At 39.1% G+C, this 15,641-nt stretch carries 9 protein-coding genes; 4 read left to right on the forward strand and 5 right to left on the reverse strand.

Annotation, left to right across the window (positions count from 1 at the left end; genetic code table 11):
- The first annotated feature begins 61 nt into the window (after positions 1–61).
- Entirely contained in the window at positions 62–4,039 is a 3,978-nt protein-coding gene (locus CAL6303_RS18290; protein WP_015199305.1) for a CHAT domain-containing tetratricopeptide repeat protein, read from the forward strand.
- Positions 4,040–4,194: 155 nt separating this feature from the next.
- Here the strand turns inward: CAL6303_RS18290 and CAL6303_RS18295 are convergent, their stop codons facing one another.
- The 3 genes from CAL6303_RS18295 to miaB all read right to left on the reverse strand — a co-directional run bounded on the left by CAL6303_RS18295 (position 4,195) and on the right by miaB (position 7,351).
- Positions 4,195–4,950 carry a hypothetical protein gene (locus tag CAL6303_RS18295; protein ID WP_015199306.1) on the reverse strand — a complete coding sequence of 252 codons (756 nt, stop codon included), beginning with the start codon at positions 4,948–4,950 and terminating at the stop codon, positions 4,195–4,197.
- A gap of 133 nt (positions 4,951–5,083) precedes the next feature.
- Positions 5,084–5,920, reverse strand: a complete 837-nt coding sequence (gene dapB, locus CAL6303_RS18300; RefSeq protein ID WP_015199307.1) for a 4-hydroxy-tetrahydrodipicolinate reductase — start codon at positions 5,918–5,920, stop codon at positions 5,084–5,086.
- A gap of 66 nt (positions 5,921–5,986) precedes the next feature.
- Positions 5,987–7,351 (reverse strand): tRNA (N6-isopentenyl adenosine(37)-C2)-methylthiotransferase MiaB, encoded by a 1,365-nt coding sequence (gene miaB / locus CAL6303_RS18305; protein WP_015199308.1) that lies wholly within the window; start codon positions 7,349–7,351, stop codon positions 5,987–5,989.
- A gap of 1,123 nt (positions 7,352–8,474) precedes the next feature.
- On the opposite strand from miaB, the gene CAL6303_RS18310 reads away from it, so the two are divergent.
- Entirely contained in the window at positions 8,475–9,374 is a 900-nt protein-coding gene (locus CAL6303_RS18310; RefSeq protein ID WP_015199309.1) for a hypothetical protein, read from the forward strand.
- Positions 9,375–9,381: 7 nt separating this feature from the next.
- Here CAL6303_RS18310 and CAL6303_RS18315 read toward each other — a convergent pair whose 3' ends face one another.
- Together CAL6303_RS18315 and CAL6303_RS18320 are read right to left on the reverse strand one after the other, a co-directional pair.
- Positions 9,382–10,773, reverse strand: a complete 1,392-nt coding sequence (locus CAL6303_RS18315) for a TldD/PmbA family protein (RefSeq protein WP_015199310.1) — start codon at positions 10,771–10,773, stop codon at positions 9,382–9,384.
- A gap of 76 nt (positions 10,774–10,849) precedes the next feature.
- The gene (locus CAL6303_RS18320) at positions 10,850–12,439 is read right to left on the reverse strand and encodes a hypothetical protein (RefSeq protein ID WP_144051063.1); all 1,590 of its coding nucleotides are present in this window, start codon (positions 12,437–12,439) and stop codon (positions 10,850–10,852) included.
- Between the two features lie 449 nt (positions 12,440–12,888).
- Between CAL6303_RS18320 and CAL6303_RS18325 the strand changes: the two genes are divergently transcribed.
- Positions 12,889–14,079: a glycosyltransferase family 4 protein gene (locus tag CAL6303_RS18325; RefSeq protein WP_015199312.1), complete on the forward strand. Its 1,191-nt coding sequence runs from the start codon at positions 12,889–12,891 to the stop codon at positions 14,077–14,079.
- A 1-nt stretch (position 14,080) separates the two neighbouring features.
- Positions 14,081–15,598: a phenylacetate--CoA ligase family protein gene (locus CAL6303_RS18330; RefSeq protein ID WP_015199313.1), complete on the forward strand. Its 1,518-nt coding sequence runs from the start codon at positions 14,081–14,083 to the stop codon at positions 15,596–15,598.
- Positions 15,599–15,641 lie beyond the last annotated feature (43 nt).

Here is a 15,641-nt window from a genome sequence, read left to right on the forward strand (position 1 = left end):
CAATAACCGTATTTATACGGTCTAATTTGCTACGACCAAAAATCTTGATTGAGGCTCAAAAATGAATAGGTGCAGAAATAACCAGGGATTTATCAAGTTTTCGCTACGCCAAATCAACTATTACAGCTTAATTTGTCTATTAAGCATGGTTTTTCTCTCAGATTCAGTTGGGGCAAGAACTAAACTTGCAGAGTTACAAATAGCACAGCAGCCAGCCACAAAGAAAGAGAACCCAGTAAATAGAAATGTTGATCCTAAGTTGAAAGCATTGTTAGAGGAAGCACACAAGTTACAGAAAGAAGGGCAAAATCTACAGCAGCAAGGAACATTAGAATCTCGAAAACAAGCTATAGCTAAATACAAACAAGCATTAAAAATTCATCAGCGACAAGATGTGAAAGTTGCTTTTGATCAAGTTCGTGAAACTGAAGCTGTCTTGCTGTTAGCTATTGGAGGTATATATTCAAAGTTGGGTGAAAATAAAAAGGCTGTGGAATATCTTGAAAATTCCTTAGTCGTTTTCCGCGAATTAAAAGATAATGAGCTTCTAAATATGGCTCTGGAGCGAATTGCTCAAGTGTATACAGAATTAGGAGAAAAACAAAAAGCTTTTAATTCTCTCAACGAGGCATTAAAATTGGCTCGGACTGAAAATAACCCAAATCATATAATGGATACGTTATTCTATATAGCTGGTATCCATTTTCAACATGGTGAGGTTCAAGAGGCGCTCAAATATTATAATGAAGCCTTAGAGATAGCAAAAAATATAAATAATTTACCAAAACAAGCAGATATCCTATCTTTAATTGCTCAGACATACAGCATATTACAAGAATCTGATAAAGTTATTCATTTTTACAAGCAAGCATTAGAAATAAATGAAAAAATAAACAAATTGTTAGGAAAATCAGGAAATCTAGTTGGTATTGCTTCAGTTTACGCTAGGAAAGGCGAAGTTCAGCAGGTAGATAAATATGTTCAGCAAGTATTAAAGTTAGAAGGCGAAATAGAGCAAAAAATACAGCAGCATCCAGAAATTATTGTTCCAGATTGTAATTTAGATCAAGTTCCAGAACAAGAACGCCAAATAAAGAAAGCAGAATGTACTGTAATTACAAAAAAAAAGTTGATTTTTCAAAAGTATTTAAATCGTCGAGAAATTTCTACTAGCTATCTCACATTATTTGACTATAAACAGGTACTTGTTTATTCAAATCAACAATTAACCCTTGCCCATCAATTAGGAGAACCACTGGAAGAAGCAAATAGTTTGGATGCTCTTGGTGGTGTTTATGCGAACTTAGGTGACATTGAAAAAGCGCTGGATATTTATCAAAAATCTTTGGCAAAATTTCAAACCCTAAATAATCCATCATCAGTAGCATCTACTCTTGAAAGTATAGGTAGTTTATATCAGACTAAGGGCGAATATCAGCAAGCAATAGATGCTTTTAAAAAAGCAGTAAATATTTTTAGTAAAATAAACCGTACACTAGAAGTTTCTGTTTTGTATTCTCTAGCAAGTCTTTATAGAGATTTAGGAGACTACGAGCAAAGCCTTAGCACTTTTCAAGAAGCGATGAAGATATCTAAACAGATAAAGTTTGATACATTTATTGATATAATTAAACTTGGTATTGCTAAGACTTATTTTATAAGAGGGCAATTTTCTGAAAAAGTAAATTCTTCTACAAATGAAGCAAGTATTGATTATAAAGAAGCATTAAAATATTTGCAGCAATCGCTGAAATATAATTATGAAAAAGGTAACGCGAATGCAGAAATCATCAAACTTACAAATATTTCCAGAGTATATGAATTCCTCAAAAATTATCCACAAGCAATTGATTCTGCCGAACAAGCTTTAGCATTATGTCGTAAAAAGAAACTTAAATTCGGGGAACGTCTTTCGCTGAACAATTTGAGTTCGGCATATCAAGCCGCAGGAAAATATCCAGAAGCCCTGGAAACTATCAATCAATTAATATCCCTATCACGTCAAGCTGGAGACATATCATATCAAGCTAGCGCATACCGAATCCAGGGTAAAGTGTATGCCGAGATAAAACAGCCACAAAAGGCGATTGAAGCTTTCAAACAATCTTTGGCACTGCGGCAGAAAACTAAAAATACAACAGAGCAAGCTATCATTTTATACGAAATGGCAAAGGTTGAACGAGATCGAGGTAATCTCACAGTTGCCCTAGAAGATATTCAACAAGCAACCGACATCATTGAAAGTTCTCGCAACAAAGTTGATGACAAAGACTTGCGTACTTCTTATTTTGCCACTAAACAAGATTACTACAAATTCAAAATCGACTTATTGATGGAACTCCACAAAAAACAACCATCAAAAGGCTACGATGCATTAGCACTCAACACATCAGAACGCTCCCGCGCTAGAAGTTTAGTAGATTTACTCAAAGAATCCAACGCCAAAATCCGTAAAGGTGCAAACCCAGAACTATTACAACAAGAAACTAGTTTATTACAACAAATTAACGCCAGAGAAACACTACTAGAAAACTTAGGAAAATCACCCAATACAAACGAACTCATCATCAAAAATGCGACTCAAAGACTCACCACAGAAATTGTAGATCTTCGCAATCAATACAAAGAACTGCAAGCCAAAATCAGAATTTCTAACCCGAAATATGCTCAATTAATCAACCCAGATCCGAATAAGGACATTTTAAAATTACCTGAAATTCAGCAACAACTGGATAAAGACACTATCTTGTTGCAATATTCCCTTGGAGAGAAACGTAGTTATCTCTGGTTAGTTACACCCGATTCACTCCAAGTTTACGAACTCCCCAAAGCTAAAGATATTGAAAAAGCAGTAGAAAAATTCCGAGATGCGATTCTCGCTAGTCCTACTCCCTATGGCAAAGATCATCCTGATGAAATCAGTCAAACAGCTTCCCAACTGAGTCAAATGATTCTCGCACCTGTCGCTAACAAGTTAGGGAAAAAGCGGTTGCTAATTGTTGCTGATGGTGCATTGCAAACTGTTTCCTTTGCGGCGTTACCTGACATAAATCCCCCACAGGCAAATGTAGAGACCCGAAATTTCGCGTCTCTACAAAACCCAAACGTTGGCACAAAACAAACCCAAAAATCAACCCCATACCAACCTTTGATGATTAATCATGAAATCGTCAATTTGCCCTCAGTTACAGCCCTTGCAACCCAAAGAAAAGAACTGGCAAACCGCACACCCGCACCGAAAACCATAGCTATTCTTGCCGACCCTGTATATAGTGATACCGACTGTCGCTTAACTAATCCAGATCCAAATTGCAAGGATGAACTTGCACCAGAACTTCAAGGTGTGAGACAAAATTCCGCATCAAGAGCAAAATCTCAACTCACTTCTGGACTGGAAGTTGAACGTTCTACTTTAGAACGTTCCGCGAAAAAGCTTAACCGCAATGGTTGGCGTAGACTTCCCAATAGTGGAATTGAAGCCAAGAAAATTTTAGATCTTGTCAAATCCTTAAACAAGTCTCCAAATATCTTAGAAGCGCTCAACTTTGAGGCAAATTACAACTGGGCAACTAATCCCGCACTCAACCAATTCAAAATTCTCCACTTTGCTACCCACGGCATTGCAGACGGGGAAAAGCCAGAAAATTCAGGCATTATCCTATCCCTAGTTGACAAACAAGGCAAGCAAATAAAGGGTCTTCTGAGTTTGGGGGATTTATTCGACCGAGATTACCCAGCCGAATTAGTTGTTTTGAGTGCTTGTCAAACAGGACTTGGAAAAAACGTCAGCGGTGAAGGTTTAATTGGGTTGACAAGAGGATTAATGTATGCAGGTGCAGAACGAGTTGCAGTCTCCCTGTGGAGTGTAGACGACGAAGGAACATCAGTATTAATGCAGGAATTTTATAAACAGATGTTACAGGAAAATAAAACCCCGGCTGCGGCAATGCGTGCCGCACAAATCAAGTTATCCCAGGATCCCAAATGGCAAAGTCCCTATTATTGGTCAGCTTTCACCGTCTCTGGTGAATGGCGATAAGGATTTTAAATCCCCGGCTTTTTGAAAAAGTCGGGGATCTGAAATAACGATGATACACAAAGAGAGACGTGACATGTCTCGTCTCTACAAGGATGCTTCAATTGAATAATCTTTAAATCAACTAAAAATCCCCATGAAAAACACAATGAACCTGATTAATAATCGTATTCTTCATCTTGATTTCTGCGTCTTTGTCGCTGGTTACGTGGATTACGTGGGTTATCTTCTCTTTGCTCATCATCACGACGGGGACGACGGGGAAGGTTTTGGTTATCATCACGCAAACGTAGACCAACTTCGATAAAGAAATTACGCTGTAAGTAAGGATAATCACTGACCCAGATTTCCCGACTAGGGATGTAAACATCGCTAATTTCTTCGATTTGGCTTAAATCTGGTCGATTTGACATGACAATCATTTCGGCGATTTGCCCCAGGGCAATGGCTTTATAGGCAACTCTTAGCGGTGCTTGAATTTCGGCAGTGAATCCGCTGTCATCACCAATTTCTAAATTGATCCGTTTTTCGCGGTTTTCAACGATGACTAAATCACCTTTGTTATTAACAGTTTCTTGTTTACCAACTAATTCTTCGGAAATCCAGTAATCTAAAACTCTGCCTTGGAAAAAACCACTGTATTTATAACGACGACATTTGAGATTTCGGATACTGGCAATAAATACCGGACCCCACAACCAATATAGGGCGGCAAAGAAGCCGAATACAAAGACAAAGGAACCCAAATCTCCGAGAAGTGATCTGACTATCAGAAGTACAATTGCTGCTACTACGGATATTAATAATCGCCGTAAAAAATCAGTAAATTTTCCCCAGCAATATTTGTACTGCGGACCAGTGGCAATGGTAGGAATTAATTGCTCGAATTTTTGGCGAGTCAGTGGGACAAGCATTAGTAATTTTGGATTAAAGGTAAATAATATATGGCGGAATGCAGGAGATGGGAGGAAGGAGACAGCAGTTAAGTGTTTCTAACTGCTAATTACCGACAGATGATAATTCTCTATTTCCCATCCCTAGTGTAATTCAGAGTATCTTCTCTAACCCATATACTAATGACTTTAGCTGAAGAACCTTGCGAATTGCCAGTAATACACCGGGCATATAGCAAGCGCGATCGCTTGTATCATGGCGGAGGGTATATATTTGTCCGGCAGCGCCAAAAATCACTTCTTGGTGGGCTATTAAACCAGGTAAGCGGATACTATGGATTCTAATTCCTTCATCTGCAAGGCTACCCCTTGCCCCGGTAATTTTCTCCGTTTCTTCTACTAATGGTGTGTTAAATGGTTTACCTAGTTCTGCTAACATTTGAGCGGTTTGAATCGCTGTACCGCTTGGTGCATCTGCTTTTTGGTTGTGGTGTAACTCAATAATTTCCACATTTTCAAAGTATCGAGATGCGGTAACTGCTGCCTGCTGTAGAAGTACCATCCCAATTGAGAAATTAGGAATAACTAAGCAACCTGTACTGGCTTTGTCGGCAAAATCGGCTAAGTCTTGGAGTTGTTCTGTACTGAGTCCGGTGGTTCCCACTACGGGACGGATGCCGTATGCGATCGCGCTGCGAACATTATCGTATACTCCATCTGGGTGGGTGAAATCCACAATTACCCCTGGTGACATTTGCCTTTCTCCGGCAACATATCCCAACATCGGTTCCAATTGGTTGGTAATTGGCACTTCCAAGGGTTCACTTAACCCAGCTAATTCCCCCGCATCCTTGTCTTGGTGTGCCGGATTATTGTCAATCGCACCCATTAACTGCATGTCTGGTGATTGTGCGATCGCTTTAATCACTTCACGCCCCATTTTACCCGCTGCACCATTCACAATCACCGGGATGATATCTTTGTTCGCCATATAATTATGTTTATTTTCTGCCTAGAGCCAACAATGTTTTAGCTTAGATCGAATCTGGCTTTACTTCTACACCGAAACAACTTCTCGCACCTCTACAGCTTCCCCAGTTAAGCTAAAAGCGCGGATTTCGGTAATTTTTACCTTTACTACCTTACCTCGCAACTCGTTAATATCGCCATCAAAGAAAGTCAAGCGATTACCTCTTGTTCTTCCCATCACCTGATTCGCATATTTTTGGTTTTGTTCTTCCACCAAAATCTCTTCAACCCGTCCCAAGTAGCGATGCGATCGCTCTGATGCTGTAACATTGATTAAATGGTTAAGTTGCTGCAAGCGATCTTGTTTAATTTCTTCGCTCAACTGCTCATCCCACAAAGCTGCGGGTGTATTTGGACGTGGAGAATATGCGGCAGTATTTACCAAGTCAAAGCCAATATCTGCAACTAATTTCAGTGTATTTTCAAATTGAGCCTCTGTTTCCCCAGGGAAACCCACAATTGCATCTGCACTAATTGAGGCATCTGGCATATATTCCCGGATTTTATCAATAATCCGGCGGTATTTTTCGTGTGTATAACCTCGTGACATCCGTTTCAACACTTCATTATCACCAGATTGGAAAGGGATATGGAAATGCTCACAAACCTTAGGCAATTCTGCACAGGCTTTAATTAAGCGTTCAGTAAAATAACGGGGATGAGATGTCGCAAAGCGTATCCTTTCAATTCCCGGCACATCATGCACAAAATACAGCAAATCCGTCAAAGTATGCAAATTACGACCTTCAGGAGTTGTGCCAGGTAAATCCCGTCCATAGGCATCAATATTTTGCCCTAACAAAGTTACTTCCTTGTAACCTTGCCTTCCCAATTCCTCCATTTCAGCCCGAATTGCTTCCGGTGTCCGCGACTGTTCTACACCACGTACCCCAGGGACAACGCAATAAGTACAGCGTTCATTGCAACCGTAGATTACATTTACCCAAGATGTCACACTACTATCGCGGCGAGGTTTGGTAATATCCTCCATGATATACACCGCTTCAGTTGCTACAACTTGATTACCATCAAAAACCTGTTGGAGTAAATCTTTCAACCGATTGGCATGTTGAGGTCCCATCACCAAATCCAATTCCGGAACCCGTCGCAGTAAAGATTCACCTTCCTGCTGTGCCACACAACCAGCCATCACCAAAGTTAAATCTGGCTCGTCATGCTTGCGTCGTGCTAATCTTCCCAGGTAAGAATATACTTTGTGTTCAGCATTATCGCGGATGCTACAGGTGTTGAACAGAACTAAATTTGCCTCATGAGGATCTTCAGACCACTCGAAACCCATTTCCTCTAAAATTCCAGCCATACGTTCCGAGTCGGCTTTATTCATCTGGCAACCGAAGGTAGTAATGTGGTAGCGGCGGGGTTGGGTGGTCATAGTCAAATTTAATGATGAAATTATAGATATATTACTGCATTGGTAAATTATAGGTGCTTTCGACAGGAGAATTGAGGAGATGATTCCCAACTTCAATCGACCAATTTTCAAACTGTCACCCAAACTACTTGTATTTTATCTCAGATCAACTTACTATCTAGGAGTGTGAGGAGTAAGTTGAAAGTACAAGAAGCACCTGGAGTGGAAACACGGTCACACGCCCAGGTGCTTTTTGCTGTTTATATAAAAATATTGGTTCAAATTTTCATAAGACTTCACCGGATGTGGGAAATGAGCGTGTCTTTAACCACATAAAAGTTAATGTGGTCTTGATTGTCAGGTATGTAGTTGCGCTTCAGCACTCTTGTTTCCAGATTTTTTGGTCTAAATTTTGTCAAATATAAAATTTTATTGAAAACACTTGCGCTTTTCCCAAAGTCATCCTATATTATAGAGGTGTGTGAGGAGTAAGTTGAAAACAAAAAGCGCTTGGGGTGGAAACACGGTCACACTCCCAGGCGCTTTTTGCTATCTACTCAAAATCAATCTGAATCCTTGCAAAAGTAATTTACTATTTCAATACAGTTAACAAATTCCGAAGAACAAGTAGTACATCGGATTGTAGTTTGGGTTGAGACGCACGACGATTTTTGGGTTCACTTCATCACCTCATTTGCGTAATAACCCAACATCAAAATATTTGGGGAAAATTCAAAGTATAACTGTTGGGTACTCTATGAGTAGACACGGATTGGCTTCCAAAGTTGGCAAGAAGCTACGCAAAGCCTCCACCCAACTTACCTGTAGATTGCAAACCCTGTAAGGATTTAAAATCTAGGCTAAATAACTACTGACACTTGGTGCTACATCCCATACACTATAATAGATATTTAACTGCTTATTTATGCTGATTTGACATGATTCCAATCTCAAGGAAATCCAAATTTAAAAGAATTCTGTACTCCTGATAGGGATGTAACTGGTTTCTTCTAAAAATTTGGCAACTCAAGCATTTGTTGTATAAAATCTCTCAGTAACGTTTTGTAATCATCGACATCAATCTATTTAGTAAATAAACTTATTAACAGTTTAGGGTTAGAGCGTTATAAATAAGATGCCAATAATGGTAGACCGAATAAATGATATTGCTTGGCAGGCTAGTCAGGGAAGTGTTGCAGCAATTATTCAGATTTTGAATCAGGAACTAGCTGATTCAGGTGTGAGAACTAGGGCTGTCTTTGCAGATGGAGTGTTACAGCTGCTTTGCGAAGCCCAAACAACAGAAAACCTGGAAAAATCAAGTTTAGTTTCCAAAATTCAGCAAACTCTCGAATCAATTGCACCACGTAACATTCATCGGGTAAATATCAATAGCCGAATTGTCCGAGAACAGCAGTTACTTTGGCTAGATGAAATTCACCGAGACGGGGAAAATCAATTGTTATGGTGTGAAGAGATTTATTTAGAAAAACCTGGCATATTTAAGCAGTTTTCTCAAAATTTTCCAGAACGTAAATCAGAGATTGTCAGGGTTAATTTACCTAAAACCTACAACTCCAGCATTGTTGTAATTAATAATAAAAAGAAGAGAAAAAAATCACTTTTAACTTGGCTACTAACAATCCTGTTTGTATCTGCATTTTTAGGTGCTACAAGTTGGGGATTTTATATTTTATTTGCGAATCAATTTAAATTGAAAAATAGAGATGCAAATTATACCACAATTACACCCCCAATTAAAGCCGTAACAAAAAACTCTACAAATAACGGCAGTATTAGAACTTCCGAGGAGTATTTTTTAGCTGCGGTGCGAATTGCTAATGATGCGACGATTACTGGAAAGACTGCAAAGAATAAAACTCAATGGTTAGAATTGGCTGCTAATTGGCAAAGGGCATCAGATTTGATGGGTAAAGTACAGCCAGATTATAGTCGGTACCAAGAAGCCCAAATTAGGGCTAAGTTGTATCAACAATATAGCGAAGTTGCCCAGAAGGAGGCAGAGAAAAACCAGCTTAGGTAGGGTGAGATTATTCTCCCCCAACTACCACATCACGTATCCTTAAACTAGGACCACCACAACCCACAGGCAAACCATTTTGCCCTCCTTTTCCACATCCTCCCGATTCATCCCAGTAAAAATCATCACCTATACCCTCAATGTCAGCTAAAGTTTGAAAGACATTGCCTGAAAGGGTGACATCCTTAACTGCTTCAGCAATTTCGCCGTTGCGAATCATCCAAGCTTCTCCAGCGCTAAATGTAAACATTTCACCGTTTGTCATTCCCCCCAACCAGTTACGGGCATATACTCCCTGTTTAATATCACTAAATAAGTCTTTCACTGGAGTTTTCCCCCTTTCAATCCAGGTATTTGTCATCCTCACAATGGGTGCATAGTGATAATTTAGACATCTAGCGTTGCCTGTTGCTGCTTCACCTAATTTTCCAGCAGTTTCGCGGGAATGAAGTCTTCCCACCAAAATACCGTTTTGAATCAACTGCGTATTTGTTGCAGGTACGCCCTCATCATCGTAAAAATAACTACCACGATGTCCTTCTGGAGATGCTCCATCAAATATCTGCAATTCTTCGTGACCAAATTTCCTTCCCAAGGTCATAACCTCTAGAAAATCAGGGTTTTCGTATGCCATATCGGCTTCTGAAAGGTGTCCAAAGGCTTCATGGACGAATAAACCTGTCAGTATAGGGTCTATAACTACGGTATAAATGTCACCTTTAATGGATGGTAAAGATAAAGCAGAAATTGCCCGTTGTGCAGCACTTTTTACTTGATTATCTAAATCTGTTAAATCTTCAAATGCTTTGCGAGAACCAGTTGTTTCTCTGCCAGTTTGCACCGTTTCCCCGTTTCTGGCAGTTGCGGCAAACCGCATTTCCATGTCTACCCAGGATTGTTCAATCATGGAACCTTCACTGGTGGCAATTATTACCCGTTGTGAACTATCAGCATAGCGTACAGAGGTGGTAGTGATTCGAGAATCTATATCCTTGAGTAAATCATTATAGCGATCGCATAATTGTTTTTTCTCGATAATGGAAATCTGTCGGGGATTTCTGCCAGTTAGTGGTAGATGACATATCGCTTGGACAGGAGCTACAGGTGCTAGTATGGTTTCCTCATCACCTACCATTCTCGCAGCTGCGATCGCTTCTTCAATCCGATCTGTAATTGTTGCTAATTGGTTGAAACTACTTAATCCCCAGCCACCTTTATAACATGCTCTAATTTGTCCCCCAATGGAAACACCTTCACTGAGGGTTTCTAGTTTATCACCACGTAGTACAATATCTGTCCCTTCAGATTCTTCCAAACGAATTATGAGATAATCGACAAGGGAACCATAACGGGAGATTAAATCAGCTAGTAAGTTTTGGATATCAGCTATTTTAGTAGTCATAGTATTGATAATTATAAATAATTTGATATATTGTGATTTATTTAGATAAGAATACACAGAATAATACAGGCTAAGTTTACTTACTGTCAGTCTGCTGAATCAAACATTTACCTGATACTAAAGTCCAATGATTATCTTGGTAGACGTGGCAACTTTGCATCAGCTGACTCAAAGGTAATTCTTTTGTTTGCCGTAAATTAGTTAATGCTTGATTAAATTGCGGTTGAAAACTTTTAAGCCAGGTCTTACTTATCAAATATTCTACTTCAAAAGTACCTTTTTCCAAAAGCCAAAAATCTACATCATATTTTTTGATAAATTGCTGGATGATTGCAACATTATCAGTATACTGTGCCTGGATCAAATCGAGACTTCGTTGACGAATTTTTGAGTAATAATCTAGATGAAACGGCAAAGCATATTCTTTGGCAATTAGAACTGATCTTTGAGCAAATATCGGTAAATTATCACCCTCCTCTGCAAGGGTAGCAATTAAAGTTTCTTTTGGCTGTTTTTGAATAAATTCGTATAAATTTGCCTGTCTCCCAACTCTATAATCTGTTTTGGGGTAGGTTTTGAGAAAATTTGGATAAAATAGTAAGATAATCAGCAATATGCTGGCTAGAATTCTCAAGCCTATTCTCTGGTTGATAAAACCAAATTTGCGATTATTTTTAGATATATTGATTGCTTTATCAAAAATATTTGTCAAAACAATGGCACTCAGAACTGAAAATAATATTCTAGCTGTATGTAAAATATATCTAGTTGGAAAAAATAGCTTCAAGAAAATAATATGTGCAGCAAAATAAAGAGATAATGAGACTATAGCTATCTGCCAAAATAGATTAATGTTTTCTCGGTTAATACTTTGAATAAATCGCCATTTCGATGATTTTTGTCGCATCCAAGGAAAAAGCAAAAAAAACCAAATCAAAGGCGGCATTAAAGGTGGTAAAATTCCACTATGCTGACCAATTAACCAAAATACCCAAGGATTCTGATTAAAAAAAGGATGCCTTCCTTCTACCCAATGTTCCGGCATATTCCACGCTTGACTGGCTGTCACTACAGGAGCATATTCCGAAGAGGATATGATGTACGGTAGCATTGCCAAAAAACCGATACACAATATACTTAGTAATAAAATATATTTTCTCCATAGTTTGAGGCATAATATTCCTGCCGAAATAAAGACTGCCAGTGGATAAAATAGAGACTCTAGGATAATTATTAAGGTAACTGCAAACCAAGATTGACGATTTAAATAGTAAAAAAAAGCTAACATCAACGGATAAATAAAGCTTCTGGGTGTTGCCGAAACTAAATCTGTTTTGAACCATAAACTTTGATTTAAGAGCAAAGTTGCCATGAATGCTGTAGAAGGTTTCGTCAAGATTTGCCGACAAAATAAAAAACAATAAATAGTTGTGATTAGACCTAAGAAAAGAGGTAATATCTTACTAGTAAATAATGGGTTTATTCCCAAAATCGCCAAAGATTTATATAGTAGTGCGTATCCTGTGGGTGTGATGGATTGAAAGTAATCTGCAATTAAGTCATTTGGTAGCAGATTTGCATCTATAAATCTTTGCATCCAAATCACATACGCTCTAGCATCATCTTGAATGACATACTGGCTAGAAAATGCCTTCTGTAATCCCAAACAGCTGTAGTATATTGAAAATACAAGGCTTAAGATTAACCAAAAGATCGTTGATTTTGTCAATCCCTTACAGATCATGGGAAGAAAATTTTTATCTGGCATGATTCACCATCAATAATGTATTGAAGTTAATAGTGGAAAATTTTCAATAAATTTAAATTTACCTGTTTCGTAGCAAAACCAAACTGCAAGCTGAAAATTAGAGATGCTTGATCACATACCAGTGATAATAAAGAGGTGTTTGTCAAAAAGCTAGAGTTTTACTTGATAAAAAAGTAAAGTTACTAATTGAGGAGCATAGCTATGTGAATTATAGAATCAGATTTGGAGAGACACAATATTAAGAAACAATAAATTTTACCACTATAAGATTAACTTTTCTTGCCAAACTGATATTTTCAGATGTTTCTATATATAGAGATTTGTAACGGGTGGGGAGTGAAAGGACTATGAGAATATTGGTGTTGACTTGGGAATTTCCGCCGCGTATCGTGGGTGGAATTGCGCGTCATGTGGGTGAACTTTATCCAGAATTGGTGAAACTGGGACATGAAGTTTTTTTAATTACCACCGAATTTGGGCAAGCACCGAAATATGAAGAAGTGGAAGGGGTGAAGGTACATCGGGTTGCAGTTGCACCGGGGAATGATTTTTTCCATTGGGTTGTGAACATGAATCAAAGCATGGGACAACATGGTGGTAAAGTGATTTTAGAAGAAGGTGGTTTTGATTTAATTCATGCCCATGATTGGCTTGTTGGTGATTGCGCGATCGCACTCAAGCACAACTTCAAGATTCCCCTAGTTGCCACAATTCACGCGACTGAGCATGGACGGCATAATGGGATTCATTCCGAAATTCAAAACTATATTCAGGGTAAAGAAGAGCTATTAGCATTTAATGCTTGGCGAATTATCGTCTGTAGTGACTATATGCGGCGGGAAGTTGAGTATGCATTACATAGCCCCGGTGATAAAATTGATGTGGTTTATAATGGCATCCGTGCCGAAAAAAAACAACATCACCAAAATTTTCACTCTCAAGATTTCCGTCGTTGCTTTGCTGAAGATCGGGAAAAAATAGTTTACTATGTCGGACGGATGACCTATGAAAAAGGTGTATCGGTACTTTTAAATGCAGCACCTCAAGTTCTCTGGGAAATGGGTGGAAATGTCAAATTTATATTTATTGGTGGTGGTAACACCGATAACCTCAAGCAGCTAGCTTGGGATTTGGGAATTTGGCACAACTGTTATTTTACAGGCTTCATTTCCGATGAGTACTTAGACAAATTTCAAACAGTCGCCGATTGTGCAGTTTTTCCCAGTTTGTATGAACCCTTTGGAATTGTAGCATTAGAAAGTTTTGCTTCCCGCGTCCCGGTTGTCGTATCTGATACTGGTGGTTTTCCAGAAGTTGTACGTCACAGCAAAACTGGTATTATCACTTATACAAATAACCCCGATTCCTTAGCTTGGGGAATTTTGGAAGTATTGAAAAATCCCGGTTATACCCAATGGTTGATTGATAATGCCTATGAAGATTTAGCACGACGTTTCAATTGGACAAAACTTGCTCACCAAACCGAACAAGTTTATCAGCGTGTGATAGAAGAACGGCAAAAAGTAGAATGGGTGTAATATGATGACCGATTCCGAAGCAAAACGCCAACATGATCTTACTGCATTTAGCAACTTCTTAAATAATTCCGTTGATACTCATCTGCAACAACACTATGATACCGAACCCACAGCAGCGGTAATCGAATTATTCCACGATGTTGCGGCAACAGTACCCGCATACCATGCTTTTTTGACGGAAAACGGCATCAATTCCAGCAATATCCAAACCTTCGACGATTTTCAGACCCTACCACCCCTAACCAAAGAAAACTACCTTCAACGTCATTCCCTTCCTAGTTTATGTCGCAGTGGTAGGGTTGAAACAAGTGATGCGATCGCTGTCTCATCAGGATCCACTGGTAAACCGACTTTTTGGTGTCGCAGCTTCAGCGATGAACTAGAAATTACTACTCGTTTTGAGCAAATCTTCCACGACAGCTTTTTTGCCGATACCAAATCCACCTTAGCTGTCATTTGTTTTACCCTCGGTACCTGGGTGGGGGGAATGTTTACAACTACCTGCTGTCGCTACCTTGCTAGTAAAGGTTATCCCCTCACCGTCATTACTCCTGGTAATAATAAAGCTGAAATTTTACGTGTAATTGGCGAACTTGGCACCATGTTCCAGCAAGTCGTATTATTAGGCTATCCACCATTCGTCAAAGATGTTATTGATACAGGCATTACAACAGGCGTGGAATGGCAGCAATACAACATTAAACTGGTGACAGCGGGCGAAGTATTTAGCGAAGAATGGCGAAATTTAGTATCTCAAAGAATCGGTTCTCAAAATCCCTGTTACGACTTTGCATCACTCTATGGAACCGCAGATGCGGGAGTCTTGGGAAACGAAACACCCTTAAGTATCTGTATTCGTCGCTTTCTCTCGGAAAATCCCGAAGCTGCACGCAGTTTATTTGGAGAATCACGATTACCAACCTTGCTTCAGTATGACCCCATCAGTCGCTTTTTTGAAGTTGAGGAGGGCAAGTTACTATTTTCTGGTAATAATGGTATCCCCCTAATTCGGTATAATATTTTGGATAGTGGTGGGATAATTACTTACGATGCCATGCTGGAATTTTTGGTACAGTGGGGCTTTAATCCCATCTCCCACCCAGAATTATCTACATCTAAGAGGGGTATTCGTCCCTTACCCTTTGTCTATGTTTTCGGGCGCTCAAATTTCACCGTTTCCTATTTTGGTGCCAATATTTACCCTGAGAATATTTCAGTGGGTTTAGAACAACCTGGAATTCGGGAATGGGTGACAGGAAAGTTTGTCTTACAAGTGCTTGAAAACGAAGACAAAAATCGATTTTTGTCAGTCACTGTGGAATTAATATCGGGAGTTGAAGAAAGTCAGGAAAAAATCCAACTACTTACAACTTCAATAGTGACACAACTCAAGCGCCTAAATAGTGAGTTTGCCAATTATGTTCCTCCCGAATATCAAACCCCGCAAGTTACATTAAAAGCACATGGTGACACAGAGTATTTTCCCATAGGTGTCAAACACAGATATACCAGGAAGTAGAATAGTTACAGCTATTTTCAGACCATCCTGTAGGGGTTTAGCA

Origin of the sequence: Calothrix sp. PCC 6303 (assembly GCF_000317435.1) — a bacterium.
GTDB lineage: Bacteria > Cyanobacteriota > Cyanobacteriia > Cyanobacteriales > Nostocaceae > PCC-6303.